This is a genomic window from Xylanibacter brevis P6B11 (assembly GCF_000621825.1).
Taxonomy (GTDB): domain Bacteria; phylum Bacteroidota; class Bacteroidia; order Bacteroidales; family Bacteroidaceae; genus Prevotella; species Prevotella brevis.
This window is the reverse complement of the sequence record NZ_JHXG01000003.1, coordinates 77,840-95,461: the sequence shown is the minus strand read 5'-3', so window position 1 is coordinate 95,461 and position 17,622 is coordinate 77,840. Positions and strand designations below refer to the sequence as shown.

25 protein-coding genes are annotated in these 17,622 nt (G+C 47.3%); 4 read left to right on the top strand and 21 right to left on the bottom strand.

Annotated features, from left to right (window positions below):
- Window positions 1-3: 3 nt before the first annotated feature.
- The 4 genes from porW to T496_RS0100470 all read left to right on the top strand — a co-directional run bounded on the left by porW (window position 4) and on the right by T496_RS0100470 (window position 5,551).
- Complete coding sequence (gene porW, locus T496_RS13040; RefSeq protein WP_052341981.1) at window positions 4-2,931, top strand: type IX secretion system periplasmic lipoprotein PorW/SprE; 2,928 nt, start codon at window positions 4-6, stop codon at window positions 2,929-2,931.
- A gap of 4 nt (window positions 2,932-2,935) precedes the next feature.
- Window positions 2,936-4,486 (top strand): T9SS response regulator signal transducer PorX, encoded by a 1,551-nt coding sequence (gene porX / locus T496_RS0100480; protein ID WP_027449002.1) that lies wholly within the window; start codon window positions 2,936-2,938, stop codon window positions 4,484-4,486.
- Between the two features lie 91 nt (window positions 4,487-4,577).
- Entirely contained in the window at window positions 4,578-5,003 is a 426-nt protein-coding gene (tsaE, locus tag T496_RS0100475) for a tRNA (adenosine(37)-N6)-threonylcarbamoyltransferase complex ATPase subunit type 1 TsaE (protein ID WP_027449001.1), read from the top strand.
- Window positions 5,004-5,005: 2 nt separating this feature from the next.
- Window positions 5,006-5,551 carry a M48 family metallopeptidase gene (locus tag T496_RS0100470; RefSeq protein WP_081783476.1) on the top strand — a complete coding sequence of 182 codons (546 nt, stop codon included), beginning with the start codon at window positions 5,006-5,008 and terminating at the stop codon, window positions 5,549-5,551.
- Here the strand turns inward: T496_RS0100470 and T496_RS0100465 are convergent.
- The 21 genes from T496_RS0100465 to rpsQ form a co-directional block, all read right to left on the bottom strand.
- On the bottom strand, window positions 5,544-7,250 hold the full coding sequence (locus tag T496_RS0100465) for a CotH kinase family protein (protein WP_027448999.1): 1,707 nt from the start codon (window positions 7,248-7,250) through the stop codon (window positions 5,544-5,546). The genes T496_RS0100470 and T496_RS0100465 overlap by 8 nt on opposite strands.
- Before the next feature lie 93 nt (window positions 7,251-7,343).
- A complete protein-coding gene (rplQ, locus tag T496_RS0100460) occupies window positions 7,344-7,865 on the bottom strand; it encodes a 50S ribosomal protein L17 (RefSeq protein ID WP_027448998.1) in 522 nt (173 codons plus the stop codon).
- A 66-nt stretch (window positions 7,866-7,931) separates the two neighbouring features.
- Window positions 7,932-8,924 (bottom strand): DNA-directed RNA polymerase subunit alpha, encoded by a 993-nt coding sequence (locus T496_RS0100455; RefSeq protein WP_027448997.1) that lies wholly within the window; start codon window positions 8,922-8,924, stop codon window positions 7,932-7,934.
- A gap of 17 nt (window positions 8,925-8,941) precedes the next feature.
- Window positions 8,942-9,550, bottom strand: a complete 609-nt coding sequence (gene rpsD, locus T496_RS0100450; RefSeq protein WP_027448996.1) for a 30S ribosomal protein S4 — start codon at window positions 9,548-9,550, stop codon at window positions 8,942-8,944.
- Window positions 9,551-9,632: 82 nt separating this feature from the next.
- Complete coding sequence (gene rpsK, locus T496_RS0100445) at window positions 9,633-10,022, bottom strand: 30S ribosomal protein S11 (protein ID WP_027448995.1); 390 nt, start codon at window positions 10,020-10,022, stop codon at window positions 9,633-9,635.
- A 37-nt stretch (window positions 10,023-10,059) separates the two neighbouring features.
- A complete protein-coding gene (rpsM, locus tag T496_RS0100440) occupies window positions 10,060-10,440 on the bottom strand; it encodes a 30S ribosomal protein S13 (protein ID WP_027448994.1) in 381 nt (126 codons plus the stop codon).
- Between the two features lie 118 nt (window positions 10,441-10,558).
- Complete coding sequence (gene rpmJ / locus T496_RS0100435; protein WP_009160995.1) at window positions 10,559-10,675, bottom strand: 50S ribosomal protein L36; 117 nt, start codon at window positions 10,673-10,675, stop codon at window positions 10,559-10,561.
- Window positions 10,676-10,695: 20 nt separating this feature from the next.
- Complete coding sequence (infA, locus tag T496_RS0100430; RefSeq protein WP_027448993.1) at window positions 10,696-10,914, bottom strand: translation initiation factor IF-1; 219 nt, start codon at window positions 10,912-10,914, stop codon at window positions 10,696-10,698.
- A gap of 9 nt (window positions 10,915-10,923) precedes the next feature.
- Window positions 10,924-11,724 (bottom strand): type I methionyl aminopeptidase, encoded by an 801-nt coding sequence (map, locus tag T496_RS0100425; RefSeq protein ID WP_027448992.1) that lies wholly within the window; start codon window positions 11,722-11,724, stop codon window positions 10,924-10,926.
- 4 nt (window positions 11,725-11,728) lie between these two features.
- A complete protein-coding gene (gene secY, locus T496_RS0100420) occupies window positions 11,729-13,093 on the bottom strand; it encodes a preprotein translocase subunit SecY (RefSeq protein ID WP_027448991.1) in 1,365 nt (454 codons plus the stop codon).
- A 7-nt stretch (window positions 13,094-13,100) separates the two neighbouring features.
- Window positions 13,101-13,547: a 50S ribosomal protein L15 gene (gene rplO / locus T496_RS0100415; protein WP_027448990.1), complete on the bottom strand. Its 447-nt coding sequence runs from the start codon at window positions 13,545-13,547 to the stop codon at window positions 13,101-13,103.
- Window positions 13,548-13,578: 31 nt separating this feature from the next.
- A complete protein-coding gene (rpmD, locus tag T496_RS0100410) occupies window positions 13,579-13,755 on the bottom strand; it encodes a 50S ribosomal protein L30 (protein ID WP_027448989.1) in 177 nt (58 codons plus the stop codon).
- Window positions 13,756-13,769: 14 nt separating this feature from the next.
- Complete coding sequence (rpsE, locus tag T496_RS0100405; RefSeq protein WP_027448988.1) at window positions 13,770-14,282, bottom strand: 30S ribosomal protein S5; 513 nt, start codon at window positions 14,280-14,282, stop codon at window positions 13,770-13,772.
- A 6-nt stretch (window positions 14,283-14,288) separates the two neighbouring features.
- Entirely contained in the window at window positions 14,289-14,633 is a 345-nt protein-coding gene (rplR, locus tag T496_RS0100400; RefSeq protein ID WP_027448987.1) for a 50S ribosomal protein L18, read from the bottom strand.
- 33 nt (window positions 14,634-14,666) lie between these two features.
- Window positions 14,667-15,236: a 50S ribosomal protein L6 gene (rplF, locus tag T496_RS0100395; protein WP_027448986.1), complete on the bottom strand. Its 570-nt coding sequence runs from the start codon at window positions 15,234-15,236 to the stop codon at window positions 14,667-14,669.
- Window positions 15,237-15,250: 14 nt separating this feature from the next.
- A complete protein-coding gene (gene rpsH / locus T496_RS0100390; RefSeq protein WP_027448985.1) occupies window positions 15,251-15,646 on the bottom strand; it encodes a 30S ribosomal protein S8 in 396 nt (131 codons plus the stop codon).
- A 139-nt stretch (window positions 15,647-15,785) separates the two neighbouring features.
- A complete protein-coding gene (gene rpsN, locus T496_RS0100385; RefSeq protein ID WP_027448984.1) occupies window positions 15,786-16,088 on the bottom strand; it encodes a 30S ribosomal protein S14 in 303 nt (100 codons plus the stop codon).
- Between the two features lie 5 nt (window positions 16,089-16,093).
- On the bottom strand, window positions 16,094-16,648 hold the full coding sequence (gene rplE / locus T496_RS0100380) for a 50S ribosomal protein L5 (RefSeq protein WP_027448983.1): 555 nt from the start codon (window positions 16,646-16,648) through the stop codon (window positions 16,094-16,096).
- A complete protein-coding gene (rplX, locus tag T496_RS0100375; RefSeq protein ID WP_027448982.1) occupies window positions 16,648-16,965 on the bottom strand; it encodes a 50S ribosomal protein L24 in 318 nt (105 codons plus the stop codon). Before rplX ends, rplE begins: the two co-directional genes overlap by 1 nt.
- 20 nt (window positions 16,966-16,985) lie before the next feature.
- Window positions 16,986-17,351 carry a 50S ribosomal protein L14 gene (gene rplN, locus T496_RS0100370; RefSeq protein ID WP_027448981.1) on the bottom strand — a complete coding sequence of 122 codons (366 nt, stop codon included), beginning with the start codon at window positions 17,349-17,351 and terminating at the stop codon, window positions 16,986-16,988.
- 2 nt (window positions 17,352-17,353) lie between these two features.
- A complete protein-coding gene (rpsQ, locus tag T496_RS0100365; protein ID WP_044109388.1) occupies window positions 17,354-17,620 on the bottom strand; it encodes a 30S ribosomal protein S17 in 267 nt (88 codons plus the stop codon).
- Between the last annotated feature and the right edge of the window lie 2 nt (window positions 17,621-17,622).

The following is a 17,622-nucleotide window of genomic DNA, read 5'->3' as shown; positions in this document are numbered from 1 at the left end:
TAGATGCGTAGATTATTATATATAGGTATAGGTAGCGTCATCAGCTTCCTGCTGATGACAGCTTGCTCTACGCAAAAAAATACGGGGAATAGCCGCTTCTGGCATTCTTTCACAGCCAAATACAACACTTACTACAACGGCTCGCTGGCCTACATAGAGGGCGACGAGGAGAAAGAAAAGGGCAACAAGGACAACTTCACGGAGATGTTGCCCCTCTACGTGGTGGGCAATAAGAAAAGCCGTGACCTGGGAAAAGGAAAGTACGACCGCACGATAGAGAAGATGGAGAAGACCATCAAACTGCACTCTATCAAGGCGAAGCCGGTGTGGAACAAGACCAGGAAAAAAACGGCACGCGACAGGGAATGGTTGTCGCGCGGCGAATACAACCCGTTCCTGTGGAAGGCTTGGATGCTGATGGGACAGGCACAGTTTCAGAAGGGGGCCTTCGACGAGGCGGCGGCCACCTTCTCGTACGTCAGCCGCCTGTATCAGGGGCAGCCGGCTATCAACGGCATGGCACGCGCCTGGCTGGCACGCTGCTACACCGAACTGGACTGGCTGTACGATGCCGAGGACGTGATCAGAAACATGAACCGCGACAGCATCCACTACAAGGCGCAGAAGACATGGGATGCCACAATGGCCGACTTCTACCTGAAGAATGGCGAACTGGAAAAGGCACTGCCCTACCTGCACAAGACGGCCAAGCACGAGAAGCGCACAGCGCAGAAGGCACGCATATGGTACCTGACAGGACAGGTGGAGGCGGCGCTGAACCACAAGGAGTTATCGTACAAGGCATACCAGAAGGTGGTAAGACTGAACCCACCCTACGAACTGGAGTTCAACGCACGGATAGCGCAGACCGAGGTGATGGCCAAGGGAAATGCGAAGAAGATGATTAGCCGACTGAAGCGTATGGCGGCATCTGACAATAACAAGGACTACCTGGACCAGGTGTATTATGCCATCGGCAACATCTACCTGATGCAGAACGACACGGCCAAGGCTATCGGGGCCTATGAGAAAGGCAACGAGAAGGCGACGCGCAGCGGTATAGAGAAGGGTGTGCTGCTACTGAAATTGGGCGACCTGTACTGGATCAAGGAGAAATACAACGATGCGCAGCGTTGCTATGGCGAGGCCATAGGTCTGCTGGACAAGGATCGAGAGGACTACGAGGAACTGGCTCACCGCTCGAAGGTGCTGGACGAACTGGTGCCCCACACGGATGCGGTGTATCTGCAGGACTCGCTGCAGGTGCTGGCCAAACTGCCCGAGAAGGAGCGACTGGCTGCCATCGACCGCGTGATTGACGCACTGAAGAAAAAGGAAAAGGAGGAACGCGACAAGGCGCTGGAGGCCCAGGTGAACAAGTTGCAACAGAGCATCAGCGCCACCAACGGACGTAACACACGCAACACGACGCCACAGCAGAACAACACGACGTCGAGAGACGGCAAGTGGTACTTCTACAACCAGATGGCGGTGAACCAGGGTAAACAGCAGTTCCAGCGACAATGGGGCAAGCGTGAGAACGTGGACGACTGGCAGCGCGCGAACAAGACGGTGGTGAACCTGCAGGGGGAGGCCAACGGCGAGGAGACGACCGACAGCCTGAACACGGCGGAGAACGAGGAGAACAACGAGGTGAGCAACGAGAGCGACACGGCGGAGAACGACACGCTGGCCAACGACCCGCACAACCGCGAATACTACTTGGCACAGATACCTTTCACCGAGGATCAACTGGCAGAGAGCAATGCGACCATCATGGACGGACTGTTTAACTCGGGCATCATCTTCAAGGATAAACTGGAGAACCTGAAGCTATCGGAGAAGCAGTTGCTGAGACTGACATCGCAATACCCTGAATACGAGCAGAACGACCAGGCTTGGTATCATTTGTTCTTGCTATACTCGCTGAGGGGCGACACACTGATGGCCAACAACTGTCTGGCTCGCATGCAGGCGGACTATCCGGAAAGCGAATGGACCATCTTGCTGAGCGACCCATACTTCGAGGAGAACGCTCGCTTTGGCGAACATCTGGAGGACTCTATCTATGGCGCCACGTACGAGGCTTTCAAAGCCAACAAGCACGAGATGATTCAGGCCAACGCCAAACTATCGGCAGAACGGTTCCCACTGGGTGAGAACAGGGCTAAGTTCTTGTTCATCAACGGACTGAGCCTACTGAACCAGGGCGATGCCAAAGGCTGTGTGGAGAACCTGAAGACGGTGGTGGAGAAATATCCGCAGAGCGAGGTGTCGGAGATGGCGGGCATGATCGTCAAGGGCGTGCAGGAGGGAAGAACGCTGCATGGCGGCAAGTTCGACCTGGACGATATATGGTCGAGACGCGACATCACGGCAAGCAACGACTCGGTGGCTGCCGACACGCTATCGGCTGAGCGCAACGTGCCGTTCCTCTTCATCTTGGTTTATCAGCCTGACTCGCTGAATGAGCACTCAACAGAAGGACGCGCGACTTCGGGAGAGAACCAGCTGCTGTTTGAGATGGCACGGTTTAACTTCTCTAACTTCATGGTGCGCAACTTCGACATGGAGATTGAACGTGACAACGGCATCAACCGTATGATGATACGGGGCTTCCTGAACTTCGACGAGGCGCTGCAATATGCCAGACAGCTGCATGCTGCCGAGGCCATGGGCAAGATGCTGAAACGATGTCGCACGCTGGTGATCAGCGAGCATAACCTGGCGCTGATAGGCACGCGCTATAGCTACAAGGACTACGACGAGTTCTATGAGAAGACGTTCTTGCCACTGCCCATCTCCAACGAGGATCTGCTGCAGCAGCCAGACTACGAGCAGCCTGTGATAGATGCTGAGGACGAGCCAACCTCTAAACAGGAGGAGGACAGCGGCGATGACGACGAGTTTGAACTAGAAGACTTATGGTAACGATATGACAAACGGACAACTGCTATGGGTGGATGATGAGATGGAGCTGCTGAAGGCCTATATCATCTTTCTCGAGAAAAAAGGATACGAGGTGACAACGGTATCGAATGGTACTGATGCCATAGACTTGTGCGAGGAGCGCTCGTTTGACCTGGTGATTCTGGACGAACAGATGCCGGGACTATCAGGGCTGGAGACACTGCAACGCATCAAAGAGATTGCACCCGCAACTCCCGTAGTGATGGTTACCAAAAGCGAAGAGGAGAACATCATGAACCAGGCCATCGGACAAAAGATTGCCGACTACCTGATAAAACCGGTGAACCCCAACCAGATTCTGCTGACATTGAAAAAAAATATTCACCGACGCGAGATCGAGACGGAGGTGACTCAGAGTCAGTATCAGCAGCAGTTTCAACAGATTGCCATGCAAATCATGGACTGTAACACTTGGAACGACTGGGTGGAGGTGTATAAACGACTGGTGCACTGGGAACTGCAGCTGAGCAGCACGGACTCGCAGATGTCTGAGATGCTGGCCATGCAGAAAGAGGAGGCTAACCTGGGATTCTCGAAGTTCGTGAAGAAGAACTACATGGACTGGATCACGGACAATAAGCCTGCGCCGCTGATGTCGCATCGCATCTTCAAAGAATGTGTGTTCCCCCTACTCGACCAGAAAGAGAAGGTCTTCATGGTGGTGCTCGACAACTTTCGATATGACCAATGGCGCATGCTGGCACAGGAGATTGGCGACCAGTTTGACATTGACGAGAATGTGTATTCGTCGATACTGCCCACGGCTACGCAATATGCACGTAATGCTATCTTTAGCGGACTGATGCCCAACAAGATTGCAAAGATGTTCCCAGACCTGTGGGTGGACGAAGACGAGGAGGAGGGCAAGAACCTGAACGAGGGACCACTGATACAGACGCAGTTGGAGCGCTATCGCAGGCACGAGGCGTTCTCATACCATAAAATCAATACATCGGCAGAGGCTGAGAGGTTTATGCAACAGTTGAACACACTGGACAAAAACCAGTTGAACGTGGTGGTATTCAACTTTATCGACATGCTGAGTCATGCCAGAACGGAATCGAGAATGGTACGTGAACTGGCTAACAGCGAGTCGGCCTACCGCAGCATCACACTATCGTGGTTCCGCCACTCGGTGATTGCTGAATTCTTTAAATGGCTGGCACAGACGGACTACAAGGTGATTGTGACCACCGACCACGGCAGTATCCGTTGCACAAAACCGGTGAAGATTGTGGGCGATCGCAACACGAACACCAACCTGCGCTATAAACTGGGAAAGAACCTCTCGTACGACTCTAAGGAGCTGTTCGTCATCAAGGAACCGGAAAAGGCGCAGTTGCCCTCACCCAACCTTTCGACAAGCTACGTATTTGCCACCAGCGATGCGTTCTTTGCCTATCCAAACAATTATAACTATTATGTGTCATACTACAGAGATACATTCCAGCATGGAGGCATCTCAATGGAGGAAATGATTATCCCACTCATCACAATGACGGGAAAGAAAAGATAATGCAGTATCGAAGAAAAGATAATGTAATAGGAAATAAAGATAATGCAATAGGAAAAAAAGATAATGCAATAGGAAAAAAAGATAATGCAATATGGAAATAAAGATTGAAAGCATCGAAACAATTCGCAACGCTGCACGCGAATTTATCAATAATCTGGGCGAACACCGCGTGTTTGCCTTCTACGGAAAAATGGGAGCCGGAAAGACGACCTTCATAAAAGCTATCTGCGAAGAATTAGGCGTAGAAGACGTCATCACCTCTCCTACATTCGCCATCGTCAACGAATACAGCATTTCACAACCCATAGAGGGTATAGACAATAGTCTGTTCCACTTCGACTTTTACAGAATTAAAAAACTGGAAGAGGTATATGACATGGGCTACGAAGAATACTTCTACAGTGGTAGTCTATGCTTTATAGAATGGCCAGAACTCATCGAAGAGGTACTACCTGAAGACGCCGTGCGTGTCACCATCGAAGAGAATGCCGATGGCTCACGAAGCGTGAAGTTCTAAGAATGAAGATTGTTGTAACATACCGACAAACAAGCCGACTATCCATGCGCATCGTCAAGAATGGCGATGTGCATGTTTCTGCTCCACGACTCCTGTCACGCACAAAAATAGAACAATTCATCGAGCAACACCGTGACTGGATAGAGAAAGCACACAAGAAAAAAATGGAGGCAGAGCAGAAACGAAAACAGTTTTACGCACAACTGCCCCTAAAGAAGCGATCTGAGCGCTCCGAAGCCGTTAAGCGGCTAGACACCAAGGTAAGCCCCTTATTGGCCTACCACGCCCCTAAAATGGGCGTAAAACCCTCCGAGATTATATACAAAGCCACCACCTCACGCTGGGGTATGTGTAATCCACGCACAAAACAGATTTGTTTCAGCCTATATCTACTCCTGCTCCCTGACTGGTGCATAGAGCACGTCGTCGTTCACGAGCTAGCCCATCTCATAGAAGCCAACCACGGTCCCCGCTTCTATGCCCTAATGAACCAGCACTTCCCCATGTGGAAAGAAGCCAAGAAAGCAACAGCGAAAATAGTTATTTAACCATCACTTTCCTACCCTTATACAGATAGATTCCTGATTTAACAGGTCTTTCTCCTAACTGACGACCGTCGAGAGTGAACCACTCTTCCTGCGCATGGTTGTCTGTGCTTTGTTTGATACCTGTATCATAGGCGCCCCATTGCTCTGTGAGGAACTGGACTTTGCGACTCAGATTCCACTTGAAACTATCTTTTCTTCCGTTGATGTTATCTTGGTTATACTGTGGCCAGCGAATACCATCACACTGGCTGGCTTCTGCTATCTGATTAATAAACTCATCAATATAGGTATCTACTTGTGAGTAATTAACAGACAAAAAGTGCCACCATAGTTGTTTTACACGTTCCTGGAAACGAGGATAACGGGCTATCTCCCCTATCCAGCTCTGCGAGAAGCTGGGCTTATCATAAATAAAACGCAGATGATCACGACGGAAGGCATTACCGAAGTCCCATACTGGACCAAACTTTAGTTTACTGTCAAAGCCTCTGTCCTTACTGATAAAACAACTGCCATGAAACGACTCACAATCATCCATGATTTCTTGAACAATGTAATAACGTGCAAGGACGTCCATATCTATTTTTTTCTCCCATTCCGTAGAACTCTTATCTGTCTGATAGATGGCGGCATCTGTAGCTTTCAGGCAATCGGACAGATAGTCATATTGCTCTTCTGAAAGTGTATCAGGAGAGTGGTATGTGAAACGAAGCATTTCACCATTAGACTCACAGAAACGTATTTGTTGATCATCATCGTAGTTGTCAATCTCTATCAGCCAACCACCTGTGATGTTATAAGGATCAGTTTCACGATTGTCTTGCTCCACAATATTCACTCTATCATGGGCAACACGAATCTTTTCTGTAAGCATATATAGTCCCTTGTAATCGCCATTGAGGACCAATTCTACGGGACGCTGAGAAGGGGTATAGTCAAGCCCCATAAGGCGACTCAGTTCAAAGCCGACTGTATTGCGTAGCGTTGCATAGTCGTCATCTGCATTGGCCATCAATACAAAATGACGGCTTTGGGTCAAACCCATGGGTGTCACTTTCTCTTCAAACTTCAGTCGATATGGCTTTTTCTCAAAGGCAGACCATGTATAGTTTCCACGTCCTTTAATCCATAACGACAATGGAGCTTCTTCACTGCCCAACGGGCTATACGCGCTACCGTTTGGAACATTCAAGAAACAAGAGCCATGAACATAGTTATCCTTGGAGTCAACAGGATTCTCGGTATTGATATACAGAACTGGTAATGTACCGGAGAAGGATTGCGCTATTGACTCATTCAAGGTAATATGATAACGGAACTCAGACGGAACTATTTCAATGGTATAAGTACCTGAAGTACGCGCCAGATACCAAGCTCCGCCATCTACGACCATTTCTCCCGACAGCTCCTGGCAGCCATCATAGGGAGCACATAAAAGATTCTTCCAGAAATCACTCCGTCCAAAAACAGAAGAAGGCACAATCTTAAACCAACCTTCATCTGTATTACAGGAGACCGTTATCTTCCAAGTCACACCATCATCTTGCAAAACAAAGGGATAATCCTTGTTTTGTTGATCCCAATTGTTGAGCCATCCTATTAAATAATAGCTCTCGGGAGTCTGCGCCTTAGACTCCTGGGCAAAACAGGTAAATGGTATAAATATATAAATAAGAATGCTGAAGACAACGAATCTCATAATTCAAATAATTAGTGGAATAAAAAAAGTGCCCCCACCTTCACGATGGGAGCACTTAATATATTTACATCATAAAACTCGTTTAACGGAGTCTTACTCTGCCTTTGCCTCTTCAGCAGCAGGTGCCTCAGCAGCAGGAGCTTCCTCAGCCTTAGCCTCCTCAGCAACAGGAGCCTCCTGTGCAGGAGCTTCAGCCTTAGTAGCCTTGCGTGAACGACGAGTAGTCTTCTTCTTGGTCTCAGTCTTTGCCATTTCTGGATCGAAGTCTACGAGCTCGATGAAGCAAATCTGAGCAGCGTCACCCTGACGAGCACCCAGCTTGATGATGCGGGTGTAACCACCGGGACGATCGCCTACCTTCTCAGCTACCGTAGAGAAAAGCTCCTTGATAGCGTCCTTGTTCTGAAGGTAGCTGAATACTACACGACGAGAATTAGTTGAATCCTCCTTTGCCTTAGTTACAAGGGGCTCAACATACTTCTTGAGGGCCTTAGCCTTAGCCACGGTCGTAGTGATTCTTTTGTGCATGATCAGCGAGATAGCCATGTTAGCAAGCATGGCACTGCGGTGAGATGCAGTACGACCGAGATGATTGAATTTCTTATTATGTCTCATTGTTGTTTTTACTTTTTATTGGGCAATTCCAATTCTCAATTGTCAATAATGAATTGTCAATCAAAATTATTCCTTGTCCAGTTTATACTTGGTAATGTCGGTTCCAAACGACAGATTCAGACTCTCTAGCAAATCATCAAGCTCAGTGAGCGATTTCTTACCAAAGTTACGGAACTTCAAGAGATCTGTCTTGTTGTACTGTACGAGATCACCGAGTGTCTCAACATCAGCAGCCTTCAAGCAGTTGAGAGCACGAACGCTGAGGTTCATATCAACAAGCTTAGTCTTCAGCAACTGACGCATGTGCAGTACTTCCTCATCAAACTCCTGATTAACCTCACTCTCGTTATTCTCAAGTGTGATCTTCTCGTCAGAGAACAGCATGAAGTGATAGATAAGGATCTTAGCAGCCTCTTTCAGAGCCTCCTTTGGGTGAATGGAACCGTCCGTTGTTACTTCGAGTACGAGCTTATCGTAGTCGGTCTTCTGCTCAACACGATAGGGCTCAACTGCAAACTTAACGTTACGGATTGGGGTGTAGATAGAATCAATGGGAATTACATTGACATCTGTGCAGAACTCACGGTTCTCCTCAGAAGGAACATAGCCACGACCTTTATTAATGGTCAGATCTATCTGCATTGAAGCTTTAGCGTCGAGATGACAAATCACCAAATCGGGATTTAACACTTCAAATCCAGTCAGATACTTGCCTATATCACCAGCCTTAAATTCAGTAGAATTCTCAACGGTGATGCTGACTTTTTCGTTCTCGAATTCTTCTACTACTTGACGGAACCTTACTTGCTTCAGGTTCAGGATAATATTGGTTACATCTTCCTTAACACCAGGAACTGACGAGAACTCATGCTCAACACCCGTGATACGAATGGTGTTGATAGCATAACCCTCGAGCGATGAAAGGAGTATGCGGCGCAAGGCGTTACCGATGGTTACACCAAAGCCAGGCTCCAACGGACGGAATTCGAACTTGCCGAATCGGTCGTTGGCTTCCAACATTACCACTTTATCGGGTTTTTGAAATGCTAATATCGCCATTAACTTAATGATTTTTATTAGTTCTTAGAGTACAACTCAACGATTAACTGCTCCTTAATATTCTCGGGGATGTCAGCACGCTCAGGCTTGTGAAGGAACTTACCTGCCTTCTGCTGCTCGTCCCACTCGATCCAGGGGTACTTGCTGTGGTTGAAGCCAGCCAATGCGTCAGCGATAACCTCGAGAGACTTAGCCTTCTCACGAACACCAACTACCATACCAGGCTTTACAGCAAATGAAGGAATATTAACTACCTTTCCGTCAACAACAATATGACGATGGCCTACCAACTGACGAGCGGCTGCACGTGTAGGAGCGAGTCCCATACGGAATACCACATTGTCAAGACGGCTCTCCAAGTTCTGAAGCAGCACCTCACCGGTGATACCCTCAGCCTTAGCGGCCTTCTCAAACATGATGCGGAACTGGCGCTCGAGCACACCATAAGTGTACTTAGCCTTTTGCTTCTCTGCCAGCATGACTGCATACTCCGACTGCTTGCGGCGGCGGTTATTGCCATGCTGTCCAGGAGGGAAGTTTCTCCTAGACAAAACTTTGTCCGGTCCGTAGATGGCTTCGCCAAAACGGCGGGCAATTTTAGATTTCGGTCCAATATACTTTGCCATAATATCTTAGATAATTTTCTTTAAATAATAAAATGATAGGTTTAACTCTGTCCTTTAAGCGGTGAAAGTCGAAACCAAATAATTATACGCGACGACGCTTTGGAGGACGGCAGCCATTGTGTGGCAATGGAGTAACGTCAACGATCTCCATAACCTCAATACCAGCGCCATGGATAGCACGGATAGCTGACTCACGACCGTTACCGGGACCCTTTACGTAAGCCTTAACCTTACGCAGACCCAGGTCGAATGCAACCTTAGCACAGTCCTCAGCTGCCATCTGAGCAGCATAAGGAGTGTTCTTCTTAGAACCGCGGAAACCCATCTTACCTGCAGATGACCAAGAGATGATCTGACCCTCGTCATTTGCCAAAGATACAATAATATTATTGAAAGAACTGTGAACATGAAGCTGACCTACTGCGGTAACCTTCACATTTCTTTTCTTTGAAGTGACTGTTTTCTTTGCCATAATTCTTTTAAACTTTAAACTCGTTAAACTTTAAACTTTACTTCGTGGCCTTCTTCTTATTAGCAACAGTCTTCTTCTTACCCTTACGAGTACGAGCATTGTTCTTAGTGCTCTGACCGCGTACAGGAAGACCATTACGATGGCGGACTCCACGATAGCAACCAATATCCATCAGTCGCTTGATGTTCAACTGGATCTCTGAACGGAGATCACCTTCAACTTTGAATTCAGCGCCGATGATTTCACGGATTTTGGCTGCCTGGTCGTCATTCCACTCGCTGACCTTCAGGTCGCGGCTAACGCCTGCCTTATCCAATATCTTTGCTGAACTACTTCGACCTATACCATAGATGTAGGTCAATGCGATTTCGCCACGCTTATTCTGGGGCAAATCTACTCCAACAATTCTTATTGCCATTTGTTAAATAAATGAATAAAAAAAAATAATGTTTAAATTTCGAAATTTGCTAAAAAGCATGCAAAGGTAAGGAAATAAATTGATATCTCCTTACTTTTTGCTGCTTCTTTAACTTTTTTTAGCCCTGACGCATCTTATACTTAGGGTTTTTCTTGTTGATAACGAACAGACGACCCTTGCGACGTACAATCTTACAGTCTGGGGTACGCTTCTTCAACGATGCTCTTGTCTTCATATCTTTGAGTAATGATTTTATTATTTGTATCGAAACACAATTCGTCCCTTAGTCAGATCATATGGACTCATTTCAACTTTCACTTTGTCGCCAGGAAGAATACGAATGTAGTGCATACGCATCTTACCAGAAATGTGAGCGATGATCTGTACACCGTTCTCAAGTTCTACGCGGAACATTGCGTTCGAGAGGCTCTCGACGATTGTTCCGTCTTGCTCTATTGCGGATTGCTTTGCCATGCTTTGCTTTTAGTAAAGTTTACCTTCAAATGTTTCAACTTCTTCGAAAGAAGAAAGGATCTCAGCTTGTCCTCGTCTGATTGCAATAGTATGTTCGAAATGTGCGGCTGGTTTTCCGTCGCGTGTGCAAACACTCCAACGATCGGGTTTTAGGTAGATTTCGCGACTTCCCATTGTAATCATAGGTTCGATAGCGATACACATACCAGCTTTCAACATTACACCATTACCACGGCGACCATAGTTAGGAACCTGTGGATCTTCATGCATCTCGCGTCCGATGCCATGTCCTGTCAGTTCACGAACAACTCCGTAACCTTCAGCTTCACAGTGGTCTTGCACTGCGCTACTGATGTCACCGAGATGTCTGCCTGCAACTGCGTTCTCTATACCTTTATATAAAGACTCCTTAGTGATACGAAGTAACTTCTTAATCTCATCACTGACCTCGCCTACACAGAAAGTGTAACAAGAGTCACCGTTGAAACCATTGAGAAGTGTTCCACAATCGACCGAGATAATATCACCATCTTTAAGAACAGTCTCCGCATCGGGAACCCCGTGAACGACAACGTCATTGACCGAGGTGCAGATGCTGGCAGGAAACGGCCCTCCATAGGGATTAGGGAAACCCTTAAAGGTAGGTATGGCCCCATGGTCGCGAATAAATTCGTCGGCCACTTTATCCAACTGGAGGGTCGTTACACCAGGTTTTATATGTTGAGCCAATTCGCCAAGCGTCTTACCAACGAGTTGGTTAGCCTGACGCATCAACTCTATCTCTTCTTCTGTCTTCAGAAATATCTTCATCAGCTTAGTAGGCTGCTACACCACCGCGACCATGAATACGACCTGAGTTCAGCAGACCATCATAGTGGCGCATGAGCAAATGACTTTCAATCTGCTGCAGCGTATCCAACACCACACCAACGAGGATAAGCAAAGATGTACCACCGAAGAACTGTGAGAACTCGTCCTTTACATCGAGCAAGCTTGCGAATGCAGGCATGATAGCGATGAAAGCGATAAACAGAGAGCCAGGCAGAGTAATGCGCGACATAACTGTATCGATGAATTCAGCAGTATCTTTACCAGGCTTAACACCAGGAATGAAGCCATTGTTACGCTTCATATCCTCAGCCATCTGCGTAGGATTCAAGGTGATTGCAGTGTAGAAATACGTGAATGCGATGATGAGAACAGCAAAGACAGTATTATACAGCCAGCTGTGGTGATCAAGCATATTACGCATGAACCAGCTTGCATTGTCAGGATTCGAATACTGAACCACTGCCAAGGGGATGAACATCAAAGCCTGAGCAAAGATGATAGGCATCACATTAGCTGCGAACAACTTCAGAGGGATGTACTGACGTGCACCACCATACTGCTTGTTGCCAACCACACGCTTAGCATACTGTACGGGAACTTTGCGAACACCCTGTACCAACAGGATAGAAGCGCAAACTACAGCGAGAAGAATAAGCATCTCGATAAGGAACATCACCAGACCGCCACCAGTTACAGAAGCGAAGCGTGAACCTACTTCCTGAGCAAAAGCTCCTGGGAGACGAGCGATAATACCGATCATAATGATCATCGAGACACCATTACCAATACCCTTGTCGGTGATGCGCTCACCAAGCCAGAGGATAAACATACTACCAGCAGCCAAGATGATGGTTGCAGGAATCATGAATGCCATCCAACTGATACCGTCGGTAAGAGCAGGACCAACCTGCATTCTCAGATTAATGAGGTAGCTCGGTGCCTGAAACAGCAGGATTGCTACTGTCAGGTACCGAGTGTACATACTAATCTTTTTGCGGCCACTCTCGCCTTCACGCTGCATCTTCTGGAAATAAGGTACAGCCACAGCGAGAAGCTGCATTACGATAGAAGCAGAGATGTAGGGCATGATTCCCAAGGCAAAGATAGATGCCTGAGAGAATGCACCACCCGAGAACATGTCGAGGAGAGACATCAGACCTTCCTTGGTCTGTCCACCAAGACCGCCACCGGCCTCGTTCATGCTCTTTAAGATACCATAGTTAATACCAGGGAGCACGATTTTTGAACCAAAGCGATAAATCGCTACGAAAAGGACGGTGATGAGGAGACGCTGACGGAGATCCTCAATCTTCCAAATGTTCTTAAGGGTATCTATAAACTTCTTCATGTTTAGTTTAGATTATTGTTGCGGTTCCACCTACTGCTTTGATAGCCTCTTCTGCGGTCTTAGAGAAAGCGTTAGCTACTACTTCGAGCTTAGCCTTCAGTTCACCGTTGCCAAGAACCTTTACAAGCTCCTTGCCATTGGTAAGACCAGCTGCTACCAGCTCGTCAACACCAATCTTGGTGAGATTCTTCTCCTCTGCAAGCTTCTGCAGAGTAGAGAGGTTGACAGCAAAGTACTCCTTGTGGTTGATATTCTTGAAACCAGCCTTAGGAACACGACGCTGCAAAGGCATCTGACCACCTTCAAAACCAATCTTTCTCTTATAACCTGAACGAGCCTTGGCACCCTTGTGACCACGGGTAGAGGTACCACCCAGACCAGAGCCTGGACCGCGACCGATTCTACGACGTGAATGTGTAGAGCCCTCTGCAGGTTTCAATGTATTCAGTTTCATGATAGAATTCTGTTTAAATTGTTATTACTGTTTAGTCAATAACGGCCACCAGATGATGAACCTTGCGAATCATACCGCGGACAGCGGGAGTATCTTCCTTCTCAACCACCTGAGAGATCTTACGAAGTCCAAGTGCCTCGAGAGTACGCTTCTGGTCAACGGGATAACCGATCTTACTCTTAATCTGCTTAATCTTAATTGTTGCCATAGTATAATCTCCTTTTATCCTCTAAATACTTTTTCCATACTGATACCACGAGTACCTGCTACAGTGTAAGCGTCGCGCATCTGGCTCAGTGCCAAGATTGTAGCCTTCACCAGGTTGTGGGGGTTAGAAGAACCCTTTGACTTAGCGAGCACGTCCTTAACACCAACGCTCTCGAGCACAGCACGCATAGCACCACCGGCAACAAGACCGGTACCGGCAGCAGCGGGCTTCAGGAATACCTGAGCACCACCGAAGCGAGCTTCCATCTCGTGGGGAATAGTACCTTTAAGAACAGGTACCTTCACAAGGTTTTTCTTAGCAGACTCAACGCCCTTGGCAATGGCAGCAGTTACCTCACCTGCCTTACCGAGGCCCCAGCCAATGATACCGTTGCCGTCGCCGACAACAACAATAGCTGCGAATGTAAAGGTGCGACCGCCCTTTGTTACCTTAGTAACACGGTTGATGGCAACCAGTCTGTCTTTCAGTTCAACGTCACTATTTACTTTAACTTTGTTCATTGCCATAATCGTTTAGAAATTAAGTCCACCTTTACGTGCTCCATCAGCGAGAGACTTTACGCGACCATGATACAGATAACCGTTACGGTCGAAGACTACTGCCTTCACGCCGGCTTCCTGTGCCTTAGCTGCAATCATCTCACCAACCTTCTCAGCCTGCTCAATCTTAGGCATAGCCTCGAGACCGAGTGAAGAAGCAGAAGCAAGAGTTTTACCTTCCAAATCATTAATCACCTGAACGTAGATCTGCTTGTTGCTGCGGAAAACGCTCATACGGGGACGCTCGGCAGTACCGAGAACGTTCTTACGAATTCTATATTTAATTTTGATTCGTCTTTCTACTTTCTTTGTTGTCATAATCTTTTAAATGTTAAGCATTAATTAATAAGATTACTTAGCTGAAGCTGACTTACCCGACTTACGACGGATAACTTCACCCTTGAACAAAATACCCTTTCCTTTGTAAGGCTCAGGCTTGCGGAACGAACGAATCTTTGCGCAGATAAGACCGAGCAGCTGCTTGTCGGCACTCTCAAGAACGATCTGAGGGTTTTGGTTACGCTCTGACTTGGTCTCAACCTTAACTTCCTTAGGAAGCTGAATGAAAATGGGGTGTGTATAGCCCAGCGCAAACTCAATAACGTTACCCTGGTTAGAAACACGGTAACCAACACCTACAAGCTCCATCTCCTTCTTGTAGCCCTCGCTTACACCAACAACCATGTTGTTAACGAGTGCACGATAGAGGCCGTGGAAAGCCTGCTTCTGTTTGATATTCACGGGACTTTTCTCATCGATTTCGAAGGTAACGTGACCATCTTCAATCTTAACGAGAATCGACTTGTCGACTTTCTGTGAAAGCTCGCCCTTGGGACCCTTAACGGTTACTACGCCGTCCTTATCCTGTGCTACAGTAACGCCAGCGGGAATACTAATTGGCAATTTTCCTATTCTTGACATATGCTATCCTCCAATTAATAAACGTAGCAAAGAACCTCACCGCCAATCTTCTGCTGTGCGGCCTCTTTGTCTGTCATTACACCTTTAGACGTGGATAAGATTGCGATACCCAGTCCGTTAATTACTCTCGGCATGTCTTTGTAACCAGTGTACTTACGAAGACCTGGTGTTGACACACGTTTCAAGAACTTGATGGCGTTCTCTTTTGTTACAGGGTCGTACTTCAAAGCAACCTTGATAGTACCCTGAGGGCCATCCTCGATGAACTTGTAGTTCAGGATGTAGCCTTTCTCGAAGAGGATCTTAGTAATCTCCTTCTTCAAGTTTGAAGCTGGTACTTCAACAACACGGTGATGAGCCATGATTGCGTTTCTCAACCTCGTCAGAAAATCTGCTATTGGATCTGTCATAAAATAAAATTGTTTAATTAATCGGGACTCCCCCGACAATATTAAATAAAAAATCTCTTAGTTTGCATGAAGGCCTTTAACTATTGGCCATTGGCTGTTATTAAAACAACCAATGCCAACAGTTTATTTCCTTAGCCTATTACCAGCTTGCCTTCTTCACTCCAGGAATCAGACCGCTTGATGCCATCTCACGGAACTGAATACGAGAGAGACCGAACTGGCGCATGTATCCTTTGGGACGGCCCGTAATCTTGCAGCGGTTGTGCAGACGGATGGGGTTAGCGTTCTTGGGGATAGCCTGCAGCTTGCGAGCAGCCTCGTAAGCCTCTGCAGCGTCTTCGCTGGTGGCGATGATCTTCTTCAGAGCAGCACGCTTCTCAGCATAACGGGCAACGAGCTTAGCACGCTTCACTTCGCGAGCTTTCATTGATTCTTTTGCCATATCTCTTAATCGTTTTTAGCGTTCTTGAATGGGAGACCGAAAGCCTTCAGCAGAGCATAACCTTCCTCGTCGGTCTTAGCCGTTGTAACGAAGGTGATGTTCATACCCTGGATGCGATCTACTGAATCGATATTGATCTCGGGGAAGATAATCTGCTCCTGGATACCCAGTGTGTAGTTACCACGACCATCGAACTTACTCTCGATACCCTTGAAGTCACGAATACGAGGCAGAGCGATGCGAACCAGACGCTCCAAGAACTCGTACATGCGCTCACGACGCAGTGTAACCATTACGCCGATAGGCATCTTCTTACGAAGCTTGAAGTTAGCGATATCCTTCTTAGAGTAGGTAGCCACAGCTTTCTGACCAGTGATGGTAGAAATCTCGTTGATAGCCACCTCAATAATCTTCTTATCCTGAGTAGCATCACCCAGACCCTGGTTGATGACGATCTTCTTCAGGACAGGAATCTGCATAGCAGAACTATAGTTGAACTGCTTCATCAATGCTGGAGCAATCTGCTCAGCATAGGTCTTCTTAAGTTGTGCTGTATTCATTACTTAATCTCCTCTCCTGACTTTTTGGCAACACGAATTACGTTCTTACCCTCGTGCTTGATAGCAACGCGAGTAGCCTTACCGCTCTTCGGGTCGATCAGACTTAAATTAGAAATATGGATGGGAGCCTCAACCTTCTCGAAGCCACCCTGAGGATTCTTGGCGCTGGGCTTTGTGCTCTTGTTGACGTAGTTGATACCCTCAACAATAGCACGCTGCTTTTCTACCAAGACCTTCAGCACCTTACCAGTCTTGCCCTTGTCCTCACCGGCCAGAACCATGACGGTATCGTTTTTCTTGATATGTAACTTGCTCATTACTTTTAAATCTTTTAATGTTAAAGAACCTCAGGTGCCAAAGATACAACCTTCATGTTAACTGCACGAAGCTCACGGGCTACAGGGCCGAAGATACGGCTACCGCGAAGCTCACCAGCATTGTTCAGCAGAACACAGGCATTGTCGTCGAAACGGATATAAGAACCATCGGGGCGACGAATTTCCTTCTTTGTGCGAACAATCAGAGCCTTTGATACTGCACCCTTTTTCACGTCACTCGTAGGGATAGCGTTCTTGATAGCAACAACGATCACATCACCTACGCTGGCATAACGGCGGCGGGTACCACCCAACACGCGGATGCAGAGAGCCTCGCGTGCGCCGCTGTTATCAGCTACTGTAAGTCTTGATTCTGTCTGTATCATATTTACTTAGCTTTTTCAACGATTTGTACTAATCTCCAGCGCTTTGTCTTTGACAGAGGGCGGGTTTCCATAATGAGTACGGTATCACCTACCTGGCACTCATTCTTCTCATCATGTGCATGGTACTTCTTCGTCTTCTGGACGAACTTACCATAAATAGGGTGCTTCTCCTTGAACTTAGCAGCGATAACAATGGTTTTATCCATTTTGTTGCTGATAACGACACCCTGTCTTGTCTTTCTTAAATTTCTTGTTTCCATCTGGACCATTG